Annotated in this window: 22 protein-coding genes; 7 read left to right on the forward strand and 15 right to left on the reverse strand. The window is 61.3% G+C overall.

The annotated features are described in order from the left end of the window. Positions 1 to 182 precede the first annotated feature (182 nt). Positions 183 to 539, forward strand: coding sequence for a VOC family protein (locus CDV44_RS12735; RefSeq protein WP_087688342.1), 357 nt, complete (start codon positions 183 to 185; stop codon positions 537 to 539). Here CDV44_RS12735 and CDV44_RS12740 read toward each other — a convergent pair. After that, a complete protein-coding gene (locus CDV44_RS12740) occupies positions 490 to 1,059 on the reverse strand; it encodes a lipocalin-like domain-containing protein (protein WP_087688343.1) in 570 nt (189 codons plus the stop codon). The two genes, CDV44_RS12735 and CDV44_RS12740, sit on opposite strands and share 50 nt — an antisense overlap. A 130-nt stretch (positions 1,060 to 1,189) precedes the next feature. Here CDV44_RS12740 and CDV44_RS12745 point away from each other — a divergent pair, with 130 nt between their 5' ends. Continuing rightward, positions 1,190 to 2,065, forward strand: a complete 876-nt coding sequence (locus CDV44_RS12745; RefSeq protein ID WP_087688344.1) for a LysR substrate-binding domain-containing protein — start codon at positions 1,190 to 1,192, stop codon at positions 2,063 to 2,065. Positions 2,066 to 2,144: 79 nt separating this feature from the next. Here CDV44_RS12745 and CDV44_RS12750 read toward each other — a convergent pair whose 3' ends face one another. Then, the gene (locus tag CDV44_RS12750) at positions 2,145 to 4,502 is read right to left on the reverse strand and encodes a hypothetical protein (RefSeq protein WP_087688345.1); all 2,358 of its coding nucleotides are present in this window, start codon (positions 4,500 to 4,502) and stop codon (positions 2,145 to 2,147) included. An 855-nt stretch (positions 4,503 to 5,357) separates the two neighbouring features. Next, positions 5,358 to 7,187 (reverse strand): glutamine--fructose-6-phosphate transaminase (isomerizing), encoded by a 1,830-nt coding sequence (gene glmS, locus CDV44_RS12755; RefSeq protein ID WP_087688346.1) that lies wholly within the window; start codon positions 7,185 to 7,187, stop codon positions 5,358 to 5,360. 155 nt (positions 7,188 to 7,342) lie between these two features. Between glmS and CDV44_RS12760 the strand changes: the two genes are divergently transcribed. The 4 genes from CDV44_RS12760 (at position 7,343) to CDV44_RS12775 (ending at position 11,244) form a co-directional block, all read left to right on the forward strand. Then, the gene (locus CDV44_RS12760) at positions 7,343 to 7,831 is read left to right on the forward strand and encodes an Lrp/AsnC family transcriptional regulator (protein ID WP_087688347.1); all 489 of its coding nucleotides are present in this window, start codon (positions 7,343 to 7,345) and stop codon (positions 7,829 to 7,831) included. A 117-nt stretch (positions 7,832 to 7,948) separates the two neighbouring features. After that, positions 7,949 to 8,704, forward strand: coding sequence for a DeoR/GlpR family DNA-binding transcription regulator (locus tag CDV44_RS12765; protein ID WP_087688348.1), 756 nt, complete (start codon positions 7,949 to 7,951; stop codon positions 8,702 to 8,704). 82 nt (positions 8,705 to 8,786) lie between these two features. Then, a complete protein-coding gene (locus tag CDV44_RS12770; protein WP_249277526.1) occupies positions 8,787 to 9,758 on the forward strand; it encodes a glycerophosphodiester phosphodiesterase family protein in 972 nt (323 codons plus the stop codon). A 238-nt stretch (positions 9,759 to 9,996) separates the two neighbouring features. Further along, positions 9,997 to 11,244 carry a porin gene (locus CDV44_RS12775; protein ID WP_087688349.1) on the forward strand — a complete coding sequence of 416 codons (1,248 nt, stop codon included), beginning with the start codon at positions 9,997 to 9,999 and terminating at the stop codon, positions 11,242 to 11,244. Positions 11,245 to 11,329: 85 nt separating this feature from the next. On the opposite strand, the gene CDV44_RS12780 is transcribed toward CDV44_RS12775, so the two are convergent. From CDV44_RS12780 to leuC, 6 genes are all read right to left on the reverse strand, one after another. Continuing rightward, on the reverse strand, positions 11,330 to 12,220 hold the full coding sequence (locus CDV44_RS12780; RefSeq protein ID WP_064675104.1) for an AraC family transcriptional regulator: 891 nt from the start codon (positions 12,218 to 12,220) through the stop codon (positions 11,330 to 11,332). Between the two features lie 251 nt (positions 12,221 to 12,471). Continuing rightward, on the reverse strand, positions 12,472 to 12,780 hold the full coding sequence (locus tag CDV44_RS28055) for a DUF4148 domain-containing protein (RefSeq protein WP_170935971.1): 309 nt from the start codon (positions 12,778 to 12,780) through the stop codon (positions 12,472 to 12,474). A 254-nt stretch (positions 12,781 to 13,034) separates the two neighbouring features. Continuing rightward, positions 13,035 to 13,532, reverse strand: a complete 498-nt coding sequence (locus CDV44_RS12790) for an Rrf2 family transcriptional regulator (RefSeq protein ID WP_087688351.1) — start codon at positions 13,530 to 13,532, stop codon at positions 13,035 to 13,037. A gap of 129 nt (positions 13,533 to 13,661) precedes the next feature. Beyond that, positions 13,662 to 15,002 carry a 2-hydroxycarboxylate transporter family protein gene (locus CDV44_RS12795; protein WP_087688352.1) on the reverse strand — a complete coding sequence of 447 codons (1,341 nt, stop codon included), beginning with the start codon at positions 15,000 to 15,002 and terminating at the stop codon, positions 13,662 to 13,664. Positions 15,003 to 15,112: 110 nt separating this feature from the next. After that, the gene (gene leuD, locus CDV44_RS12800) at positions 15,113 to 15,760 is read right to left on the reverse strand and encodes a 3-isopropylmalate dehydratase small subunit (protein WP_087688353.1); all 648 of its coding nucleotides are present in this window, start codon (positions 15,758 to 15,760) and stop codon (positions 15,113 to 15,115) included. Then, on the reverse strand, positions 15,747 to 17,165 hold the full coding sequence (gene leuC / locus CDV44_RS12805; RefSeq protein ID WP_087688354.1) for a 3-isopropylmalate dehydratase large subunit: 1,419 nt from the start codon (positions 17,163 to 17,165) through the stop codon (positions 15,747 to 15,749). The genes leuD and leuC overlap by 14 nt, the downstream gene beginning before the upstream one ends. A gap of 126 nt (positions 17,166 to 17,291) precedes the next feature. Between leuC and CDV44_RS12810 the strand changes: the two genes are divergently transcribed. Then, on the forward strand, positions 17,292 to 18,212 hold the full coding sequence (locus tag CDV44_RS12810) for a LysR family transcriptional regulator (protein ID WP_087688355.1): 921 nt from the start codon (positions 17,292 to 17,294) through the stop codon (positions 18,210 to 18,212). Positions 18,213 to 18,251: 39 nt separating this feature from the next. On the opposite strand, the gene CDV44_RS12815 is transcribed toward CDV44_RS12810, so the two are convergent. The 6 genes from CDV44_RS12815 to CDV44_RS12840 form a co-directional block, all read right to left on the reverse strand. Further along, positions 18,252 to 19,904, reverse strand: coding sequence for a sulfite reductase flavoprotein subunit alpha (locus tag CDV44_RS12815; protein ID WP_087688356.1), 1,653 nt, complete (start codon positions 19,902 to 19,904; stop codon positions 18,252 to 18,254). Continuing rightward, positions 19,901 to 20,995, reverse strand: coding sequence for an FAD:protein FMN transferase (locus CDV44_RS12820; RefSeq protein WP_087688357.1), 1,095 nt, complete (start codon positions 20,993 to 20,995; stop codon positions 19,901 to 19,903). The genes CDV44_RS12815 and CDV44_RS12820 overlap by 4 nt, the downstream gene beginning before the upstream one ends. Before the next feature lie 39 nt (positions 20,996 to 21,034). Continuing rightward, positions 21,035 to 21,856 carry a DUF4198 domain-containing protein gene (locus tag CDV44_RS12825; RefSeq protein WP_087688358.1) on the reverse strand — a complete coding sequence of 274 codons (822 nt, stop codon included), beginning with the start codon at positions 21,854 to 21,856 and terminating at the stop codon, positions 21,035 to 21,037. Positions 21,857 to 21,917: 61 nt separating this feature from the next. Next, positions 21,918 to 22,442 carry a DUF2271 domain-containing protein gene (locus tag CDV44_RS12830; RefSeq protein ID WP_058379558.1) on the reverse strand — a complete coding sequence of 175 codons (525 nt, stop codon included), beginning with the start codon at positions 22,440 to 22,442 and terminating at the stop codon, positions 21,918 to 21,920. A gap of 110 nt (positions 22,443 to 22,552) precedes the next feature. Further along, a complete protein-coding gene (locus CDV44_RS12835; RefSeq protein ID WP_087688359.1) occupies positions 22,553 to 23,188 on the reverse strand; it encodes a PepSY-associated TM helix domain-containing protein in 636 nt (211 codons plus the stop codon). Between the two features lie 286 nt (positions 23,189 to 23,474). After that, complete coding sequence (locus CDV44_RS12840) at positions 23,475 to 24,209, reverse strand: transporter (protein WP_058379560.1); 735 nt, start codon at positions 24,207 to 24,209, stop codon at positions 23,475 to 23,477. Between the last annotated feature and the right edge of the window lie 95 nt (positions 24,210 to 24,304).

Raw genomic sequence — 24,304 nt, forward strand, 5'->3', positions numbered from 1 at the left:
CCTTGATCTGGGAAGCGTTCTGGCGACGCAATAGTCAATACACCATCGAAATGAAACCGGGATGAATTCCGGGCAGTTGCCGACACGTCCCATCTTGGACGGCGTGCCGAACGCTTGCCCCCCGCCGCCATGGAAATGGGTGATCACCCCGCAAACACCGAGTCATTCACAAGAGGATCGACATGAGCATTCGAGGCAAGGACCGGCAGATCGACAACATCGAGTTCAATGTCAGCGACATTGCGCGAAGCAAGACCTTCTACGGCGACGTTTTCGGCTGGACATTCACCGACTACGGCCCGGCTTATACCGAATTCACGGATGGCCGGCTGACCGGCGGCTTCACGACGGGGGAAGCGGTGCGCCCGGGTGGCCCGTTGATCATTCTGTATGCGGACGATCTCGTTGAAACGCAGCGGCGCATTGAAGCGGCAGGTGCCAGAGTCAGCCGCCCGGCGTTCGAGTTTCCGGGCGGCCGCCGCTTCCATTTCATTGACCCGGACGGCTACGAGCTTGCGGTGTGGACGGCGACTGCATAGGAAGATCGAGGCGTTGCCAGACGGAAATGGGGACGTCTCCATTCGGGCGCGGCGTCACGCGGTAGCTCAGTTCGCGGCCGTTTAACGCATAGCTTCGCGTCTGCTGCTCCCCCTCCCAGTTGGGAAACGAAGCGTTCTGAATGTGAAACGTCAGCGTCCCCGCGGCCGGGTCGATGCTGAGTGTGCCGAAGTGCGTGCTGGCCCCCATGACGGCCGCTTTGTACTCGACCGGCGTCGCGACGCCCTTGTCGCCTGACGCAAATTTCGGTCGCTCCGATTTGAAAATTTGCAGCGAGTAGCGGCCTTCGTTGTCGATAACGAGCAAGCCCTTGGGCGCGGCCCCGTAGTCACTGGTTCGCGTGCCGTCGGGATGCTGGACATCTGCGGCGACCAACGTCCAAGTCCCGGCGAGCGGATTTCGGGTGGCCGACGCGTCCGCTTGCACGACACTCGTCACCCCCGCGCAGGCGGCAAAAACCGCGCTCAGGATGCCGCGCTTAAAAATCATCTGACCATTCATACCGTGCGTTCCTCCGTGATGGCATTCGAAATTTCGCGCGCGTCGCAACGACACGCTGCCATCGATAGTAGAGATATGAAAGTTCAGTGGATGCGATAATTCGGCATCGACCATTCAGAATAACTGAATCATGTCATTGCCCAACCTCGATATGGACGCGTTGCGGACGTTCCTCGCTACGCAACAACTTGGCAGCCTGAATCGCGCTGCCGAGCGCATAGGCCGCTCGCAATCGGCCGTCAGCCAGCAGATGCGCAAGCTTGAAGAGCAGGTCGGCATGCCGCTGTTTCGCCGACTTGGGCGAGGACTGGCGCTGACAGAGTCTGGTGAGTTGGTTCTGTCCTATGCGCATCGCATTCTGGATCTGAATGACGAAGTCGTACGGGCGGTGCGTGGCGCGTCGATCGAGGGCGTGGTGCGGTTCGGATTGCCGGGCGATTTCGCTGAGAGTTGGCTTCCGAAGGCGCTTGGACAGTTCAAGAAGACCCATCCGGGGGTACGGGTGGAAGTTGCGGTGGAACGCAATGGCGTGTTGCTTGAGCGTCTTGACCGAGGCGAGCTCGATCTTGTGCTTGCGATGGGTTACGAGCGTCGTGCCGATGCGGAGCACTTGGCGACGCTGCCGATGACATGGATCGGACCGGTCGATGCCGATGTGGCCCTGAGTCCGGGTATGCCGCTGGATTTGGCGCTTTACCATCCGCCATGCTTCTTCCGCCGAGCCGGCATCAGCGCACTCGATAATGCGAATATTTCGTGGCGACTGGCCTATTCGACAGCCAGTCTCCAGAGCCTCTGGTCTGGGGTCGCGGCGGGTTTGGGCATTACATTGCGAACGGCAGCGGGCCTTCCTCCCACGCTAAGACGACTCGGGGAGAAAGATGGCCTCCCTCCCCTGCCTTTGGTCGAACTCTGCCTGCACACCGCGCCTGCGGAGATGCCGCCAGCGCTGGTGCAACTGAAGCGAGCGATTGTTGAGAATGCGGCGGCGAATCTCGCTGCGTAGGTTTGAACTGAATGAAAGAAACTGGTGATGAATGGAGCTCGCATCGCGGCGCTCCATTCAAAATAACAAACCGCTGACTCTACCTTTTCTCTTCCACTTGTGCCTTGGCGCCGCCCAGTGCGGTACCGATAACATCTGGCAACTTGTCCTGATTCGTTTGCACCCAGTTCTGATAAATCGCCGAACCTGTTTCACGCAGCATCAGCACCGCGCACAGACCAACCGTGCCCACCACGGCCGCGCAAATTCGGACTTTGGGATAAGACTCCAGAGCGGGATGTTTGCCCCCGAATTTCCAAACACAACCGCCGCAAACCAATAACCCAACGATTGTGGCGAGGCCAAAGGGAAATGGAATCCGGAACATGTACATTGCTGCGAATCCAATGACCAACGACGCCAGAACAGCAGGCATAACACCACAGGTCAACACGAACATCGCCGCATTTAGCCTCTGCGCTTTCAGTTTGTCCTGGCGCTCATCCCTATCCGTCCGCTCCTGGAGCTTTCGCTTAATCTCCGCTGTTTCCTCATCACGCGCAGCGAGTTGCTGTTTCAATTCGGCAACTTCTTTTCCATAGCCATCCGCCTTGCCTAATGCAGCAATTCTGGCTGTCTCAGCTTGGCTCACCTTTTCTACGGCCACGTCGCGCTGATTTTTGTATTCCTCTGCCTCCCCTGCGTGCTTGCCAGCTAGCGCCTCCTTTTGCTTTGCCTCCTCTTGCAACATCTTGTTTTCGGTCACAATGCTCTCGTGCACGGCAAGGAGTTCGTCACGGATAATCTCAATCTCCTCCTCGTCGGACCTGGCCATCTGAAAGCGGGTCCGAACTGCGCGGTCCAGAAGAATTGTCTGTAGCTCTGCTGTAGAGAAAGTGTGTACCGTCTCGAACGTCGCCATTCGCCGCAGAATGGACATCGTGACGTCTTCCGTATCGCTGTCAAAATCCCGAAACAGCAGAGGAAGCCTCAAACTGCCAAACAGGGCGCGCTCGAAGTCAGCCGAGCGAGGCGTCCAAAATTGCGCGTACTGGATAAAGCTACTGGGATCGATGCATATCGGGACGTAGTTCTTCCGGCCGCCTCGTTTGAATGCATCGAATCCCATCAATCGCTTATCCAGCGTTACAAACCACTCGCTGGCATCCAGTGGTGACGCAAGGCCAGCCGGACGCGCCCGTTCGACGCAATGCCACACAAACACGTCGTGACGAATTGCATCGTAGTTTTTTCGACGATCTTCTGCTTTCCGGGATTCGTGCTCCTGCATTTCCAAAACGTCGTCAATTAATGCCTGGTCGGTGGCCGACACTTGGAGAGAGCGATCAATCACCTCGATACCTCGGGTTTTCAAAATTCCCGTAAGACCAGTGATGTAAGGCTCGAAATACTCTCGGGGGCTCAACCCCATGTTACTTTCCGCCGCAGCTTTGAAGTATCGACCAAACACTCCAGAAAGGTTTGCATTCTTCCCGACTCGCGCCAAATTGGCTGGAATCGGATGCGAGCCCAAATGGTTCATGGAAGCGCTTAGCACCCGAGTCGCTTCCTCGATAGTTTCCGGAAACACGAAGAGCTTTAACTGCACTGGTGAGTGAGCATTACGGTTCATCGCCATAAGACTCTGCACGCTGTCATTTTCGTCATTGTCGTGGAGCGACAAAACCGAGAACAAGGTATTCGTGTCCAGGAACAACTTAATGGCGCTCTTGCGAGTTCTCTTCTTATCCAGCGCATCGATTGTTGTCCCTTCCAGGCTCACGGCACCAACGAAGAATGTCGCGGCAACACGCTTAAGAATAAATTGGCGCGCATGGTCATTGCTCGGGTCAAGGAATTCGATGACGGCATGCGTAACCTGTTCGCGCAAATCCTCGGGCACCGCCTCCATCACTGAGCTCAGACCTTCCGTGGGAAGCTTCGCATCCCCACCGGAAATGAGATTCAGTGTATTTGCGCCTGACTGAGCAATTAGCGGATAAAGGTAGTCGTTCTCAAAGCTGACCCAGAGGGCATCTGCGTCGATACCAGGAGCCGCGTCGCGAATGAGTCCAACAAAGCGCTCCTTGGCAGCAGTTTCTTCTGAAGTGGTGGCGGCAGTTGCCTCGTCAATCTCGCGGATAGCCTCTTGTCGGAGTTGAAGCTTCCCCGCGACATTCTTGATGAGCTTTTTATCCGATAGTAGGGAATCTATTGCTGCATCAATCTGCTTTGCGCCGAAGTCATGCGTGGTAGCCTCTCGGACTTCCTCTCGCAACTCTTGGCTAGTTACCGCACCGGCAGACCGGGCTCGCAGAACAGCAAGGATGATTTTTTGAAGCGTCTTTTTTACCCAACCGCTCTCGTTCAACTCAACATAGTGGACAAGCGACACCAGTTCTTTTGTTAGTTTTACTTGTTCTGTCATCTGTAGGAAATCTCTATTTCGCGCGTCCATGGGTTCGTCTCCGCTGCCCACATCACACTGCCCCGAAATATCGTCTTTAACTAGACGATGCTAGCTGCAATGATAGCCTTATCCCACTGGTGCGAACAACCATCTATACAAATAGAACCTTTAATCACTCCATCCCGGCTGGCGGAGCTGGGTCGATGCCCGCGCCATCGCGCATAGAAATTCCGCTCTGGTTCACGGTCAATTGAAATGGTGAAGACTGTCCGACCCTTAATTTGCCCTCGAACTTTATTTATCTAACTGAGGATTAACTAGAGCACCTACCATGACGGGATCCCTCTATGCTCCGGAGGCAATACACGGATTCGGCATCCGCGTAGCTATGCTCGCGGCCAATGCGCGACGCCTTAGACCTACAGAACGGCAATGCCGGGTCAACCATGTTGTACGGGCCGCGCCATACTCGCGGTCGGGGTGAAATATTTCTAACACATCGACTCCAGACGACACCGCCGCGAGGCGCGACCAAAGAGAGCCCATCGTTTGAAATAAATGACCTCTATTCGGAGCGGATTCGGTGCTGAACTAGTACGTTGATGTGCGAACCTCAGCGAGACGGAAGGTCGCACCACGTATGAGTTATTGATGCGGGGAAGCGAGTAGACGATGGAAAAGCCAGATGGGATAGCCTGGCACAGAAGCACCAGGCCCCGACCGAGGGGAATATCCCCCCGCCCGAGACAATTCCAGAACACATCGCTCAAGTGTATTGGTTTGCCTTAAACCCCGTCCCACCCTCGTTTGTGGGCGACCCAAAAGTCTTAAAGAAACATTTTGCAGCGGGCTCTAAGTAAAACTATTGAAATGTGCCATGCATATATACAACTTCCGCTCTGCCTACTCCACCGTCACCGACTTCGCCAGATTCCTCGGCTTGTCGACATCTGTCCCGCGCGCCAATGCGGCGTGAAACGCGAGCAACTGCATCGGAATCGTGTGGAGAATCGGCGACAGCATGCCGTAGTGCTCGGTCAGTCGAATCACATCCAGATCGGGCCCCGGTGTAATACCGCAGTCCAAATCCGAGAACACATACAGTTTGCCGTTGCGGGCGCTCACCTCGTGCATGTTCGACTTCAACTTCTCCAGCAACCGATCGTTCGGCGCCACCGCCACCACCGGCATCTGATCGCTGACCAGCGCCAGCGGGCCATGCTTCAACTCCCCTGCGGCGTAGGCTTCCGCATGGATGTACGAAATCTCCTTCATCTTCAACGCGCCCTCCATCGCGACCGGATAGTGCATGCCGCGTCCGAGGAAGAGAATGTCCTGCCGCCGTGTGAGTTGCTCTGCCCAAGCGATGATCTGCGGCTCCAGTGCCAACACCTTGCTCATGGCATCCGGCAAATGGCGAAGCGCTTTCAAATGATGCTGCTCATCCTCTTCCGACAAGCGTTTCCTCGCTTGCGCCAGCGTCAACGCGAGCAAGAACAGCGCCACCAACTGCGTCGTGAACGCCTTCGTCGATGCCACACCGATCTCCACCCCGGCTCGCGTGAAGAACGTCAATTCACACTCACGCGCCAACGCGCTCGTTGCCACGTTACATATCGCCAACGTGTTCGTCATGCCCAAACGTTTCGCGACATGCACGGCGCCCAGCACGTCCGCCGTCTCCCCGCTCTGTGACACCGCGACCACCAGCGTGTTCGGATTCGGCACGCTTTCGCGATAGCGATACTCGCTGGCAATCTCCACGCTCACCGGCACCTGCGCGAGACTCTCGATCCAGTACTTCGCCGTCAACGCCGCATGGAAACTGCCGCCACATGCGAGCAACAACACCGACTCAACCTTGTTGAACACCCGCCATGCGTTATCGCCAAACAGCTCCGGCATGATCGCCGTAACGTCCTGCAACGTGTCGGCGACCGCACGCGGTTGCTCGAAAATCTCCTTCTGCATGTAGTAGCGATACGGCCCCAGATCCGCCGCGCCACTATGCGCCGCCACCGTATTGACCGCACGCTCCGCGCGCTGCCCCGCCGCGTCGACGATCCAGTAGCGATGCAATTGCACATCCACGACATCGCCGTCTTCGAGATACACGATCTGATCGGTCACGTTCGCCAGTGCAATCGCATCGGACGCGAGGAAATTCTCTCCCTCGCCCACACCAACGATCAACGGCATGCCATCGCGTGCGCCCACGATGCGATGCGGCTCGTCCCGGCAGATGACGGCGATGGCGTAGCTGCCGCGCAAGCGGGACACCGCGTCCTTGACCGCATCGAACAGATCGCCGTTGTACAAATGGTCGATCAAGTGCGCGATGACCTCGCTGTCCGTCTGACTCGTGAACACGTAACCCTGCTGCTCCAGCATGGCGTGCAGCGCTTCGTGGTTCTCGATGATGCCGTTGTGTGAGAGCGCAATGCGCGCAGCGTCTTCGCGCGGGGAAAAGTGCGGATGCGCGTTCTCGGTCACCGGCTTGCCATGTGTCGCCCAACGGGTGTGAGCGATGCCCGTGTACCCCGTCAGTGCGTCGCGCGTCACGGCTTCCTGCAAGTTGGCGACACGCTCGACGCTGCGAGCGCGCACCAGTTGCGCATCGTTGTAGAGCGCCACGCCACACGAGTCATAACCTCGATACTCCAGCCGCTTCAGGCCGTCGATCAGGTTCGGCACGATATCCCGCTGCGCAACGGCACCGATAATTCCACACATGACGCTTCTCCGTGAATGCTGTTCAAAAGAACCAGTGAAGCGATGGTAGAGTCGATGAAATGAAATTAACGATCAAAAATCGACTGCTCATGAAATAAAATAACGATCACTCAATTGCTTGAAATATTATTTCATCAAAATTTCCCGGAGGCCTCATGGCGGGCGTATTTCTGGATGACCTTGATCTGCGGATCCTGCGAGCGCTGCAAGAAGACTCCTCGATCACCAATCTCGAACTGGCCTCACGCGTGCATGCGTCGGCTCCCACGTGCCTGCGCCGCGTGCGTGCGCTCAAGGAAAGCGGCGTCATCCAGCGCGAGATTGCCGTGCTTGATCGGGCGAAGCTCGGCCCGACGCTCACCGCTGTCGTTGAAGTGAGTCTCGACCGGCAAACGGCGGAAGACTTCGATACGTTCGAAACATTCATCTGCGCCGAGCCCGCTGTCACCCAGTGCTACCGCGTCTCACCGGGGCCTGACTTCGTGGTGGTCGCTGAAGTCGCCGACATGCCCGAATACGACGAACTGGCGCGACGGCTCTTCAAAAGCTCGACCAACATTCGCAACGTGCGCACGTTCTTCTCCACACGCCGAGCCAAGTTCGAGGCGAATGCACCCATTCGGCTGACAGCAGAGCGCGAATGAACCTGTCTCACCGGGTAGAAATGTTCATTTGAACATTTCACTCCGTCATTTGAATGTCATGCATCGCTGTCAAGCTGGCGCCCATTCCAGAACGAATGCGTCAGCTACGCCAGCCCGATGGACCTTTCCGACCGCCAGACCCGCATCGTTTCGCTCTTTCGCCAGCATGGCGAAATGAGTGTCGATGCGCTCGCCGAGCACTTCGGCGTCGCCACGCAAACGATTCGCCGCGACGTGAACACGCTTTGCGATGCCAACGTACTGCGCCGTTATCACGGTGGCGCGCGGCTGCTCACACCGGGGCCGAATCAACCGTACGAAGTGCGGCGCGTGCGCAACCTCGAAGGCAAGATCCGCATCGGGCTTGCCGCTGCCGACCGAATTCCCGACGGTGCCACCGTACTGCTCGGCATCGGCACCACGCCAGAGCAAGTCGCCGTCGCCCTCGTGCATCGCAAGCGCCTGACCGTCATCACCAATAACTTGCGCGCCGCGCTGGTGCTGGCGGCAAACCCCGAACATCGCGTCATCGTGCCCGGCGGCGAACTGCGCTCGCCCAACCCCGAAATTCTGGGCGATGAGGCCAACCGGTTGTTTCGCGCCTATCGCGCCGACATCGGCGTGTACAGCGTAGGCGGCATCGACGATGACGGCGCACTCCTCGATTACGACCGTCAGGAAGCCGCCTCGCGCGAAGCCCTGCGCGAAGCGAGCCGTTACCGGATTCTCGTGGCCGACACCTACAAGTTCACGCGCAAGCCCAACGTGCGCGGCGGGCAACTCGATGAGCAAGACCTCGTCATCACCGACGCGCCCCTGCCCGCCCCGCTATGCGATCGCGTGCAGCAAACGCCCGAAATTCAGGTCGTCTGACCCGCCGACCATGGTCACCCCGCTAACATCGTTCACCTCTAATCGTTCACCGCTAATCGTTCACCTCTACGAGACCGCCCCCATGCCTGCCGCTTCGTCCATGTCGACCATGCCGTCACTTTCGCGCATTACCGCTGGCGCGCTGCTCGCGCTCACCTGCACCGTCGGCGCGCTGATGCCGTCCGCCGCACAAGCCGCGCCGCTGATCGTCGCGCATCGCGGCGGCACCGGCGACACCCCCGAGAACACCGTGCAAGCCTTCACGAACGCCTTGCAGAACGGTGCGCAGGCGTTGTGGATGACCGTGCAGGTCACGCGCGACGGGGTGCCCGTGATGTACCGTCCGGCCGATCTCTCGGCCCTGACCGATGGCAAGGGCAAGCTGGCCGATCTCGATTACGCCGACGTGCGCAAGCTCAACGCCGGCTACAGCTTCTCGCGTAAGGGTGCCGACGGACAGACCGTCTACCCGTATCGCGATCATCCGCTGCCGATTCCGACGCTGCGTGAGGCGCTCGCTGCCGCACCAGCCAACGTGCCGGTGCTGCTCGACATGAAGCAGACGCCTGCCGCGCCGCTCGTCGAAGCCGTGATCAAGGTGCTGGACGAGACCAACGCCTGGTCGCGCGTGCGCCTGTATTCCACCGAAGCAGAAGCCACCGACCGCATGCGTGCGCGCCGTCCGCAGGCCCAGTTGTTCGAATCGCGCGACGCGACACGTAACCGTCTCGTGGCCGCCGCGCTTGGCGGTCAGTGCGTGACGCCGCCGGCACCGGGCACGTGGGCCGGTATCGAATTCCATCGTCAGGTCGAAGTCATCGAGCGCTTCACGCTCGGCGAAGGCATCTCCAAAGTTGTCGCGAACTGGTGGACACCGGCCGCCGTGCAGTGCTTCAAATCGCAGGGCAACGTGCATCTCGTCGCCTTCGGTGTGGAAACCCCGCAAGACTACGAAGCCGCCTCGCAACTGGGCTTCGACGCCGTCATGACCGATTCGCCGTCGCGCTTGCGCGCCGCCCTCGCCCAACCGCAGGCGGCGACCCCGGCGAAATAACGCAACAGAGCATCGCAACAAAGCAACGCTGCATCAAACCCAGGCTGCGCGCGAACACACTTCGCGCGTAGCCACAGAGGACAGGAACCTGAACACGGACTGACATCGAGACATCCCGCAACGGACATCTCTTCGTCATATTTTTAGGATTCCTAATTTTATCCACGGCAAATCGACTCGGGGAACGACAACCCGTGCGACGCGTCGTGCCAATACCGCCACGCTAGGAAATGCACCCATGAAGGCTTACTCTCGCTCCCCCCTCGCCCGCGCCGTCGCGTTGGCTATCGGCTGCGGCGCTGCGTCGCTTGCCCCGCTCGCGCATGCGCAATCGAACGTCACGCTTTACGGTATCGTCGACGGCGGCATCGGTTATGCCAGCAACGTCGCCTCCGTGACGAAAGCCGGCGCCGCTGGCCGTCCGGCCGTCATGAGTGGCGCGTCCAACACGGCGTTCCAGAGCGGCACGTGGCAGGGTAGCCGCTGGGGCCTGCAAGGCACAGAAGATCTCGGAGGCGGCCTGAAAGCGCTGTTCCGCCTTGAGAACGGCTTCAGCCTCGCCAACGGCACCGCCAGCCAGAACGGCGCCGAGTTCGGCCGCCACGCGTATGTCGGCTTGCAGGACCAGAAGCTTGGCACGATCACCATCGGCCGCCAGTACGATCCGCTGATCGACCTCGTCGGCTCCGTGGGCGGCACCGCGCTGCTCTCCGGCGTAGCGGCACACCCGGGCGACGTCGATAACCTCGACCACAGCTCGCGCGTGAACAACAGCGTGAAGTACCGCTCGCCGACGTGGGCCGGTTTCACGTTCGGTGCCATGTACGGCTTCGGCGGTCAGGCGGGCACGATGGGGCGTCAGAACACATGGGGGCTGGCTGGCCAGTATGCAGGCGGCCCGCTCGTGTGGGGCTTGGCGTACTCGCATGCCAACAACGACAAGGCGAGCGCCACCGACACCACTATCGGCAGTTGGGCAGGTTCGTCAGAATCGGCATTCGGCTCGTCGATCAACGCCGGTTACGCGAGTGCGAAGTCACGCGACATCATCGCCACGGCCATGACGTATCAGATCGGCAACAACACCACCTTGGGCGCGAACTACAGCCACACGGAGTATTCGCCCGGCACCTACTCGCGCTTCACGCGCACGGCGAAGTTCGACACGGTTGGCGTACTCGCGATGTATCGCTTCACCAATGCCTTCCGTCTGGGCGGCGGCTACAGCTTCACCGACGTGAATGCGCCGGCGGCCAACGCTTCGGGTGCGAAGTACCACCAGTTCAATCTGGCGGCGTTCTACAACCTGTCGAAGCGCACCGAGTTGTATGCACTGGTGGGTTATCAGAAGGCTTCCGGCGCGACGCTCGATGCGTTCGGCAACGTGATCGACGCCACCGCCTCCGTGGGCGATGCCGCCAATGGCATGTCGTCGGCCACCAACTCGCAGACGATCGTGCGTCTGGGCGTCAGCCACGTGTTCTAAGCACGGTCAGCCGTATCGGCCATTCGCCAATGCGTCAGCGCAAGCGCGAATGGCCTACGGCATCGTCGCTGGTCATCCCCGTCGCTCAGGCGGCCTGCGCAGGCAGTGGCGGCACCAGCGTCACGCGCGGGGGCGGCAACATCGTGACGGCGTGCATTTGCGCGCGCAGCCAGTCGCGGGGGCTTGCGCCGGTTTTACGGCGGAACGCGCGCGCCAGTGCCGAGGCGCTGTCGTAGCCGACCTCATCGGCGACGCGCGCGATGGGTTGTCCGTCGCGCAGGCGTTTCTGGGCGAGTCCGATGCGCCAGTCGAGCAGGTAGTCGGCGGGCGATTGCCCGATGACTTCACGGAACTGCGCGGCGAAGTTTGCGCGGGACATGTTGGCGGTGTTGGCCAGCGACTCCACCGTCCACGCGTCACCGGGCTGGTGGTGAATGACGTGCAGCGCGCGGGCCAGTCGCGGGTCGGCCAGACCGGCAAGCATGCCGCGATTGACGATGCGTTTTTCCAGCACGTGGCGCAGGAGTTGAATCACCAGCAATTCGAACAGCCGATCCATCACGGCAAGCCTGCCGCACTGCGAGCCGAACGCTTCGGCGAACAGCCAGTTCAGCGTGAGATCGAGTGTGGAGAGCGACTGCGTGGGCAGCACGAGGTATTCCGGCAGCGCGGCAACCAGCGGATTATTGTGTCCGCCGTCGAACGAGAGAGAGCCGCACACGAGTTCGGTGCGATCGCCTTCGCCGGAGAGCAGTTGGTGGTGATTACGGCGGGGAAAGAAGATCAGCGAGGGTTCGACGATGTCTTGGCGGGTGCCGTCTTCCAGCACGAGGGCGACTTCGCCGGTTCGCAGCAGGTGCATGTGGCCGCCGTCGTGCGAGTCGATGCCGTAGCTGGCAACGCCACACAGGCCGCCGCTGTGAAACACACCGGCGCGAACGCCGAAATTCGAAATAAGCGTAGAGAGCCGATCCATGGCGCACTCATCATGAAGACCCGGTGCGCCGATTATGGAGGATTTGGCCGCCCCTTGCTCGTCACCCCTGCAAAGCGAAAACCATCAAGCCGATGCCGATGGTTTCGTTCGAAGGAGACGGGAAAATGAAGAGGACCGACCGGAGCCCCTTCCCTAGGCCAGTTGAAATTGCCTGAGCAGCGGGAAGGGGCTTCGGTCGGTCCTGCGGTAAAGCGCGTCTGGGCGTCAGCCCAGCGCCAGCCAAGACACCATTAAGCGCGGTTGTCGCCGACCGTGGCGGCCGTACCGATTTGCGAGCGAACTTGCGCGCGCGACAGGCCGGCGGACGTGCGTTGTTGCAGCAGCGAGGGGTAAGTTTCCAGCGATTGGTCGAGTTGACCCGAAGCGCGGGCTTGACGCAATTCTTCGCGGACTTGCGCACGGGTCATGCCTTGCGGGGCGGCTTGTGCGACGGTTTGCGAATCGCCGGTATAGGCCGTTTGGGTTTCTCCGGCGAAGGCCGAAGCAGAGACGAGCGTTGCGGTAGCAACCAGAGCAGCAGCAAAGAGGCGGGTATTCATGGTGAAACTCCTGTCGATTGGCATCTGAAGCCATGTTTTTTCCAGTCGTACCGAAGAGGTTTGCTTTCTCTTGGAACGGTGTGACTGGGCACGACTCAAGATTAGGGAAATCGAGGCGGAATTTCGCGGCTGGCCGTCTGCAAGATGCGACCAATCGTCCAAATCAAACGATAGCCATTGGAAGTGGCTATGACGGCGATAGATGCCGTCGATGGAAAGGGGGAATAACCGCAATCCGGCGGTCGTGGAAACGCTCAACTACCGCGTTTTGTGGCGCGATTCACCTTGATTTCGCTCACGGGAATCGCGGCTGCGACCACGGCGTCGCCGAGCAGCCGGCGCAGCGCGTCGGGTTTGTTGACCAAATCGGCCAGCGTGTAGCGATCGAGCACGGCGAAGTAGGCCCGCAATGCGTCGCCCAGCACCCCTTTCAGGTTGCAGGCCGACGTAATCACACACGCGTTATCGCCCTGATGAAAGCACTCCACCAGTGCAAAATCCGGCTCCATCGCGCGCACCACTTCGCCAAGTCCGATACGCTCCGGCGCCCGCCCCAGACGGATTCCGCCCGCACGCCCGCGCACCGTATGCAAAAAGCCCAGTTGCCCGAGCTTTTGCACGATCTTCACGAGGTGATTCTTGGGAATGTCGAAGGCGTCCGCCACCGCCTGCACGTGCACCAGCTCGTCGGGATGTACCGCAACGTAGATGAGCGTGCGCAGGCTGTAATCGGTGTAGTCGGTCAGTCGCATGACAGTGGGGACAAGGGCGCCGCGAAGGCACAGGCGGCTAGACCGGCCGCCGCATAAGAGGTTGCGGGGCAGTTTAACATGGCCCCGCAATACATCTTATGCCCCTGATGCCCCACTACCCGCCTGCCATCAGTGCAGGAACTTCATCAGAATCGTCGCCACCACGATCATCGCCGCCCCGCCGATACGCGTGGAAATCTGCGCGAACGGCATCAGCCCCATGCGGTTCGACGACGACAGGATTGCCACGTCCCCCGTGCCACCCAGACCGCTATGGCAAGCCGTAATGATCGCCGCTTCGACCGGATACATCTTGAGCCACAAGCCGACGAAAAAGCCCGACGCGATCATCGCCAGCACCGTCACCGTCACGATCACGAAATACGCCGGTGTGAAGGCAGCCACCAGCTTGTCCCAAGAGACGAACAGCGTGCCCAGACCGACCAGAATCGCGAACGTCAGGTTCGTCGACATGAACTTGTACATCTGATACGCGCCGCTCTCCATCGATGCCGGAATCGCCTTGCAGACCTTGAGCACCGCGGCCGCGACGATCATCAGCACCGGCCCCGGAATGCCCGTCACCGGCGCGAGCAGCGAGCCGAGAATGTACAGCGTGCAGCCGAGCAGCAACCCCGCGCCCATCAGGCGAAGATCGAGCGACGTGTCTTCCTTTTGCAGCTTGAGCAACTCAAGATCGTCGCCCGTGCGCACCAGCATGCCGTCGCCACTGTATTTCGTATAACGCTCGCCAAACCGGTTCAGTACGCCGCTGGCGAGAATCGCCACCACGTTGCCGATCAGCGCCGCCGGTACCAGCGTGGCAACCAGATGCGCCTGCGACTCGCCGAGAATTTCCGAATACCCGATGGACAGCGGCAACACGCCTTCGCCAATGCCACCGCCGAGAATCGGCACGACGATGTAGAAGAACGTGTGCTTGGGGTCATACCCGAAGCAAAGCCCCACCAGCATGCCCGCTGCCACCGCCGTGATCGTGCCCACGAACAACGGCACGAACATCTTCAGGAAGCCCTGAATCAGCACCCGGCGATTCATGCCGAGAATGCTGCCCGCCACCAGACACGCGATGTAGAGGTATTGCAGGTTCGCCGTCTTCATCGTCGTCGTGATGGCCTTCAGCGACGCGTCGTCCATCAGCTTGTAGCCCAACAACGCCGACGGCACGAACAAGCACAGAATCGCCGAGCCGCCGATCACGCGCAGCACGGGAATACGCCGGCCAAGCTCACCGAGCGCGGCTCCCGCCAGCATCAGCACGGCAAAGCCGCCGATCATGTCGTTCGGCAAGCGGTTGGTCATGGCGGCCAGCACCACGACGACGGCAATCGCCACGAACATCGGCAGCGGCAGCCCGCCGATCGAAAATTGGGTCAACGCAGACAGACGGCCTGTGGGCTTGTCTTGTCCGTTCGGGTTCGCGCCAAGTTGCGCGGATGGCATCTCCATGGGGTGTCTCCTTGAGAGGAAGCGTCAAATCGATTCGTTTGACGTGTTATGCCGCCGCCCCGCCGGACTGTGCCGGCTTCAAGGCGAACGGGGTTTAAGCGACTTCGTGCTTACTTCGATGCCGCCGCGCGTTGCTGCGCCGGCAAATCGATCGACATCCACGGATGACGTGCCTGATGACGCGCCTCGAAGGCATCGATGGACGCACGCTCCGCGAGCGTCATGCCGATCATGTCGAGCCCTTCGACGAACATGCGCTTCTGCCGCGCCGGCATCTCGAAACCGAAACGCTCGCCGGTGGCCGTGAGTACGGCTTGCTGCTGCACGTCGATCGTGAGCAGGCTGTGACGCGGGTCGCTGACGATGGCATTGAGCCGTGCCACCTCGGCAGGCGGCAACGTCACCAGCAGCAGCCGGTTGTTCTGCGCATTGAAGTAGAAAATCTCGCCGAAACTCGGCGCGATCACGGCGTCGATACCTGCCTGCATCAGCCCCCACACGGCGTGCTCACGGCTCGATCCGCAGCCGAAGTTCGCGCCGGCAATCAGGACGCGCGCGCCGCGATACTCAGGCCGATTCAGCACGAAGTCCGGTCGCGGCTCGCCCTGCGGCGTCATGCGCAAGTCGTAGAGCACACCGCGCGCCAGCCCCGCCTTGTCGATGCCGAGAAGAAACTGCTTCGGCATGATCTGATCGGTATCGAGATTTTCCAGCGGCAACGGTGCCGCGATCCCACTCAACAGGTCATGACTGGCCATAGCCAAACTCCTTGCGTACGTCGACGATTCGCCCGGCCAGCGCAGCGGCAGCGGCCATGGCAGGGCTCATCAGATGGGTGCGCGCACCGCGCCCCTGACGGCCCTCGAAGTTGCGATTGGTCGTGGACGCGCAGCGCTGCCCGGGGGCCAGCACGTCGTCGTTCATCGCGAGACACATTGAACAGCCCGGTTGCCGCCATTCGAAACCCGCGTCGAGCAGCACCTGTGCGATGCCTTCCGCTTCCGCCTGATCGCGCACGCGTCCGGAGCCCGGCACCACCATCGCCCGTACCGACGACGCCACCTTGCGCCCACGCACCACCGATGCCACTTCGCGCAAGTCTTCGATACGTGCGTTGGTGCACGATCCGATGAACACGTGGTCGATCGCTACGCCATCGATCGGTTGCCCCGCCGTCAGCCCCATATAGGCGAGTGCCTTGGTGGCACTGGCATCCGTCAGGGCATCGGCAGACAACGCCGGAATGCACTCGCCGATCGCAATCGCCTGATCGGGACTGGTACCCCACGTCACGAACGGCGCCACTTGGGCGGCATCGAAGACGTGCTCGATATCGAACGCGGCGTCGTCATCAGAACGCAGTTCCCGCCACGCCTGCACCGCCGATGCCAACGCGGCGGCATCCATGTCGCAAATGCGCGGAGCGACGTAGCTCACCGTGATGTCGTCCGGCGCAATGAGTGCCCCGCGTGCGCCCGCTTCCACGGTCATGTTGCACAACGTCATGCGTGCCTCTGCGCTCAGTGCGCCGATGGCCTCGCCGCAGTACTCCACGACGTAGCCCCGCGCGCCCTGTGCACCGATGCGCGCGATGATGTGCAGCACCAGATCCTTCGCTGTCGTGCCGCCCGGCAGTTTGCCGTCCACACGAATGCGCATGTCCTGCGCCACGCGATAGACCAGCGTCTGCGTCGCGAGCACGTGCTCCACTTCCGACGTGCCGATACCGAACCCCAGCGCACCCAAAGCGCCGTAAGTCGTCGTGTGACTATCGCCGCACAACACCACCATGCCGGGGCGAATCAACCCGATCTCGGGTGCCACCACGTGCTCGATGCCCTGCTCCCGATCCTGCACGTCGAACAGGTGAATGCCGTGTTTCTCGCAATTGCGTGTGAAGTTCGCGGCCTGATGCGACGCCGCCTCGATGGCGATCGTGCGGCGCGACGTGGCGACCGGATGCGTGGGAATCACGTGATCGACCACGCCCATCTGCTTCTGCGGGCAGCGCACGGGCAATTGCTTCTCGGCCAGCCCGGCAAATGCCTGCGGGCTGGTGTACTCGTTCATGATGTGCAGGTCGGCATACAGCGCGACGTGCTGCGCATCGATCGGGAAGACCGTGTGAGCGTCCACGATCTTGCGATACATCGTTTGCCCCATGGGGCCCTCCTTGCGGGTGTCTCCTGTCACGGGCAACGCCCATTGATCCAGTCCCGCCAGTTTAATTTCGCGATGTTCCGTGCATAATGCAGACTTATCTAAACCATTCTTAGATTTTTCTTAACAATGAACGCGATCGCCGATCTGGAATTCTTCGTGCGGCTGGTGCGCCACGGCAGCCTGTCGTCGCTGGCCCGCGATCTCGGCGTGACTCCGCCCGCCGTCAGCGCCCGCTTGGCGTTGCTGGAAAAACGGCTCGGTGTGCGGCTGCTCAACCGCACCACGCGACGTATCACGATGACCGAGGAAGGCGAGCGCTACCTGCGGGCAGGCTCATCGCTGCTCGAAGAGGTGCAGGAACTGGAGCGCATGGTGTCGAGCAGCCGCAACGTGCCGCAGGGGTTGCTCAAGGTGAATGCCACGTTCGGCTTCGGGCGGCGACACATCGTGCCGGCGCTCTCGGCGTTTCGGCAGCGCTATCCCGACGTGGAAGTGCAGTTGGAGTTGACCGACCGTCCGATGAACCTCGCGGAATCGGCGTTCGATGTGGGCATTCGACTGGGCGAATTACCCGATTCCCGCCTCGTGGCGAAACGGCTGGCGCATAACGAGCGCTTTGTGTGCGCGTCGCCAAGCTATCTGAACGGGCGCACCCTGCCGCGCACACCGGAAGACCTGCGCCAGCATCTTTGCATCGTGCTGCGCGAAAACGACACGGCCTACGGCACGTGGCATTTCAACAAGGGCAAGCGCCAGCAACCCGTGAAAGTGCACGGTGCGATGAGCAGCAACGACGGGGAGGCCACGTTGAAATGGGCGCTCGACGGGCACGGCGTGCTCATGCGCTCGGCATGGGAGGTGCAATCGTTCATCGATGACGGCCGACTCGTCCGGCTGTTGCCCGACTGGCACCTGCCCCCGGCGGATGTCTACGCGGTGTATCCCGAGCGACTTAACCTGTCGGCAAAAGTACGCGTGTTCGTCGACTTTCTGGAAGGACATATGCGGGATGCCGGCCACTGGGGCAGCTACCCGGCATCGGTGTGAACTTGGGTGTGAACTTGGGTGTGATCTTCGGTATGGACGTCAGTAGACGTCGCGGCGATACCGGCCCGATTCGGTGAGGGTGTCCAATACTGCGCTACCGTCACGGCCGGACGCCCCGAGGGTCTCGACGAGCGCGGCATGCACCGAGGGGGCCATGCCCTGCAAGCTGCCGCAGACATAGATCGCGGCACCGGCATCGATCCATGCACGGATATCGGACGCCGCGCGGCGTAAAGCATCCTGCACATAGCGGACGTCGCCGCCATCGCGCGACCACGCGCAGTCAACACGTTCGAGCACCCCATCGCCCTGCCATTGCGTGATGTCGTCGGCGAAGAATGCGTCATGACGGGCGTTGCGCTCTCCGAAGAGCAGCCAGTTGCGACGCGCCCCACGAGCAGCACGCGACTTCAAATGCGCGCGCAGACCGGCCAGCCCCGTGCCGTTGCCGATCAGAATCAGCGGCACGTCGTCAGCGGGTGGATGAAACGCGCGGTTGGTGCGCACGCGCATCGCGATGCGCGTGTCGATGGTGGCGTGCTTTGTGAGCCAACCCGAGGCCAGTCCCAGACGGAAGCCGTCAGGCTGTGTTTCATCGGCATAACGCGCCTGACGCACCAGCAATTCCAACCGGCCATCAGCGGGCAGCGACGCGATCGAATATTCACGATGCGGCAGCGGCACCAGCACATCGACAAGTGCCTGCGGCGTATGCGCGAGCATCGCGCCGGTGGCATCCGACGCTGGCATGCGAGACGCCAGCGCCTGCACAAGCGTCATCGAGGTTCCGTCACATTGCACGGCGGCGTCGGCCGCGAAGCCGGTCTCGCGCAGCCAATCCGCAACGAACTGCGCCGAATGACGCGGGCCGATTTCCACGATATCGCCCGCCTGCCAGTTGAGGGAAGTGGCACCGTCTTCCGGCACGAGTGATAGCTGAAATGCCGGTGCACCAACGCTATCCGGGTTGAGCAGCACGCGTGATTGCAGACGCCATGACGCGTAACTCGGCGGCTCCCAGTCGGCAATCTCTGCGCCGCCCGCCATCGCCGAAAGCTGGTGCTGCCAGTGACGAATGGCTCCGGCGTCACCGTTATCGACCTCGATGGTGTCGAACATTGCCTGTGCGCCGCTCGCCTCCAGCCAATGCGTCAACCGATGCCCGAAGGCACAGAATTCCGTATAAGTGCGGTCACCCAGCGCCAGCACGCCGTAGCGCAGGCCGGGCAGTGCGAGCGCACGGTTCATCATCTTGCGTGTGAACCCGGACGCGCTATCCGGAACATCGCCCTCGCCCGTCGTGCTGACGATGAAGAGCGCTTGCCTGCACGCCATCAGTGCGTCGGCGTTCAATGCATCGATCGAGATCGGACGTATGGCCACGCCCGCATCGCGTAAAGCTGTGGTCGTATTCGCCGCGAGGAGTTCAGCGAAACCGGTCTGGCTTGCATAGATGACAAGCGTGGTTGATTCCGGCGGCGTCTCTGAACTCACGACTTCAAACGCAGACTGACGCGAGCGCCGTCGATGCGCACCGATTACGGCGAGGCTTCCCGCAAGATAGGCGAGCAGCACGCCCCCTGCCATCAACGGACGCGCGGGACTCACCCACGCCAGCGCGGCACCCGCCACGGACGTTGCGCTCAGTCCCAATGTCGACCAGTGGAACGCTGCGGATTTAACGGTATTCATGAATACATCGCCCGATACGCAGGCGTCACCGTCTCGCGAAAACCGTCGGGAACACGCATCACAAAGCGTGCGGCGATGTCGCGCGCGGTAGCGAGCTGCATGCCCGCCTGCGGGCCGAGCACAGTGAGCGCGGTCGACCAGGCGTCGGCCAGCATGCATTCACGATGCACGACGCTGACCGACGCCAATGCGTGACTCGCCGGATAACCCGTGCGTGGATCGAGCGTGTGTGCATATCGCTTCGAAGGTGCCGACGTTTGCGATGCATCAATGAAGAAACGGCGATAGTCGCCGGACGTCGCCACACTCAGCCCGTGCAACGCGACGAGATCCTGCGCGATACCTGCGGCCTCGGAATTGGCCTTCGTCACAGGCGCTTCCAGTTCGACCCACCACGGCATGCCATCGGGTTTGACGCCTTCACCGCGCAGCTCGCCGCCAATCTCGACAAGATGGTGCGCGATGCCCACGTCAGTAAGCGCCAACGACACGGCATCGACCGCAAAGCCCTTGGCAATCGCGCAGAGATCGAGCGAGATACCACCGGGTTGCTGTGCACGCTTGCCCTGAATATCGAGCACCACGCGCGCCCAGCCACAGCGCTCGCGTGCGGACATGACCTCATCCACACTCGGCGCGACTTCGCGACGTGGTGCGGGGCCGAAACCCCACAGATCGACGAGCGGTCCCGCGCTGGGATCGTATGCACCGCCGCTCTCGCGGGCGACACGCAACGCGGTTTCCAGCACATGAAAGGCATCGTCCGGCAGCGCGATCCATTGCCCTGCTTCTGCACGATTGAACGCGCTGATGTCCGAGTCGTCGCGCCAATTGCTCATCTGCGCATCCACGCGCGCGAGGACCGCGCGAATGCACACGTCGGTCCCGGCGTCGGTCCCCGCATCGTCACGTGCATTTGCAACGTCTGGCGGCTGCACATACGCGACCGACCACGTCGTGCCCATCGTCTGCCCGGCCAGATGTCCGAGCCGCCCACCGGCGTGCGGTTGCACACCGGCAGACGTCATCTGCAACGGCACGAGCACACGTGGCTCGTGCCGTACTTCGACAGGCAGGTCGAGAGGCGTCATGGGCGCGAAGTGAGGACTAACCGGGGGCAGATTGCCGCCTTACTGCGGCAGCACTTCCACCGTCGCGGCATAAGCCGCACGGCGTGCCTTCGCTGGCTTGATCGAGACCTTGTCGTCACGCACATCAGCTTCAAACCAATACATGCCCGGGGCAGGCCACTTCACGCTGAACTTGCCATCGGCATCGGTCGTGACCGACAGATCGTTGAGCTTGTCACGGTAGCGAATGCCGCCCGGCACCACTTCCACTTTCACGTTGGCCGCCGGCTTGCCGTCGTGCAGCAGACGGAAGCTCGCCGTGCTGCCCTCGACCAGATCGTTCGGATGCGAGATCGGTGCCAGCTCAAGCCCTTGACCGGTCGTGGCCAGCGCCGTCGTCGTGGGCTTGCCGCGCGTGACAAACGACTCGACACGCGACAGGCCTTCCGTCACTTGCAGGTCTTGCGCGTTAGCGGGTACTTCCTTCGCAAACGCTTCCGGCGAACCGCGCCAGCGTTTGGTCTCGGCACCCACCTTGTAGCTCGCCGACAGCCCGTGGTTCACGACAGCGATCTTGTACGTCCCGTCCTGCGTGAGATGCACGTCGAAGACACTGCGATAGCGGCCCGTCGATGCGTTCTCGGCCTTCACCGGCTTGCCGTCCGGCGCCGTCACGGCGAGGCCGTCCAGACGCATCGGGAAATGCTCAAAGTAGAACAGGTCGTTCGAAACCGCGGCGTCCACCGTCACCCACGGATCGTTGCCCGACAGCACGGTGGCCGATGGCAGCAACCACTGGCGGTGGGCCTGTGCGGCGAGCGGTGCCAATGCGGCGATGGCCAGTGCAGAGACGAGAGACAGCTTCTTCAGCGAGAACTTCATGATCAGCTCCTGTACAGCGATTCTGGAAAGAGGAATTCGGTAGTGAGGTGGCAGTCGCGGCTCAGGGCTTCACGCTCAGCGACACCGCGCCGAGTTCGTGTTCGCCCTTGACCTGCGCCGACTTCGCGTCCGCAGGCGGCCACGTGAAAGGCACGCGAATCAGTTCGCGGCCGCCCACTTCACGGGCCGCTTCCACCACGAGTTGGTACTCACCGGCGGCCAGCTTGCCCAGCGGCGCCTTGCCGTCGACAAATGTCAGCGAGTGCTCACCGGGGGCTCTCGTCGCGCCCGACACACCGTCGGCCGGCATCGTCATGTCGCGCCCTGCCTTACGCCACCACTGGCGCATGTCCTTGAGCCACTTGGTGCCTTCGGCATTCTTGAGCTTGCCGTCGTACCAGACCGACAACGTGGTCACGGGCGACTGATCCGCCTTTTCGATCCACATTGCCACATACGGACGGTGATACTCCGCCACGTTCAGACGCGGAATTTCGACCTTGACGGTCATCTCGGCGGCCGCCGCATTGCCCGCGAATGGTGCTGCCACCAGACCGGTCAACGTGACGGAAAGCATTCGACGCATGGCTATCCCCTATCGAGCAAACCTCGGGTTGAGTTCAGATTGAAGTACTAAGAAAACGATATCGACACTACCGATGCGCCCCGATTCGGTCGCTGCGTCTCGGTGAATGCTCAGTGAATGAACAGAATGACGAGCAGCAACGGGATGACGAGTCCCAGACCGACCAGCGGCCATGTCGCCATGCGGTTGCCCGCATGCAGCTTGAGCAGAAACAAGCCGGTCACGCTGAACACCAGACACGCCAGCGCGAACACGTCGATAAAGAGGCTCCACGCGTTGCCGGTATTGCGGCCCTTGTGCAGGTCATTCAAATAGGAAATCCAGCCGCGTGTGGTCAGTTCGTACTGGGTCTCACCGCTCTGCAAATCCACGCTCACCCAGGCATCACCGCCCGGGCGTGGCAACGCGACGTAAATCTCGTCGGCCGACCACTCGGCCTCGCGGCCCTCGGCATCGATGGCGAGCGACGTGTGCAGCCAATCGGCGAGCGCCGCCGGTACCGGGCCTTTGTCCTTGTGGGGTGTCTCACCAAGCTGCGTCAGCAGGGCATCGGGCACCTGCGCCGCGCGCTTGACGACTTGGGGGTGAGCTTCAATCTGCCCTGCGTGGTTGAGCGTGAAGCCCGTGATCGCGAACAGCATCATGCCGAGCAGACAAATCGCCGAACTGATCCAGTGCCACTGGTGCAGGTGTTTGAGCCAGAACGCGCGCCGCTGCCGGCCGGCACCGAGCTGGAGTTCGTTCATTGCGGAATTCGGGACATCGAGGCGGGCCTAGGGATGGCGGGCATGGCAGTCATCGTAGTGTCATGGCGAGCCGACCTTCGCGCGCCGCACTATCTCAGGGAAACTGAAAAGTGCAATGATAATCGTTTGCATTTGACAAGACAATCGTCTTGATGTGAAGACGAGCATAAGAAAAGCCGGGGGTGCCGGGTCATTGCTGACCCAGTGCCCCCGGCAGGTGAGATCGTCACAGGCCGTGTGATGACGGCGACGAGTACGGTTGCGCGAGATTTAACGCGCTATCGATTTACCAGCGCACGGTCACCCCGGCCAGCCACGAGTAATCGTAGGTCTGCGGGTTGAGCCCCCGGCGATAGCCCACGTCCAGATCGAGCCACGGCTTCGGGCTGTAGATGGCGCCGACGATCATGAATGCCGGGCTGGTCGGCTGTGCGAAATCGGGGTTCTGCGACGTACCGATATCGAGCAGCAGGCGAGTCGTCGGCAGCACGCGATACAACACGGCCCCCGAGACTTTCCAGACCGTTTCGCGCACGCCCTGCCGGTTCGGTTGATACACCGCGCCGCCGTTGACGAGGAACGTCCAGTCATCGATTTCGTATTGCGCGAGCAAGGTTGCGCCGGCGTTCACGCGACCTGTGCCGAGGCCGCGCGAGTCATTGCCTGTCGGGAGCGTGAGGTAAGGCTTGAGGCCGAGGCTGAAGGCCCCGTCGTCATACAGCCGCCATTTCGCGCCGAGTTCCAGATCGGCGATGCCGGTCGCTGCGGTATCGGAGCGTTGCTGAACATGGGTGTACGGCACATTGGCGTAGAGATCCAGCGCTTCGCCGAAGCCACGCGTGAGCGTGCTGTTCCAGAGAAATTGACGGCCCGTGTCGGGTTGCTTGGCGGTGGCTTCGCCATTCGTTTCGAACTGCCAGTTGCCGTCGCCTTGGGTGCCCGTGTCGTCGGTCACGAGCGGATGCGCGGCGAAGGCGCTGAGGGGACAAGCCAAAGCCAGCGAGATGAGTTGCTTCTTCATGAGTCGTTCGCTCTTTTTCATGCTGCCCCGCGTGCGCTGCACGGGGGCTTGTGTGGGTCACCTGCCCGCGCCCGTCCACCGGACGGTCGGACGCG

Origin of the sequence: Pandoraea sp. PE-S2R-1 (genome assembly GCF_002179865.1) — a bacterium.
Taxonomy (GTDB): Bacteria; Pseudomonadota; Gammaproteobacteria; order Burkholderiales; family Burkholderiaceae; genus Pandoraea.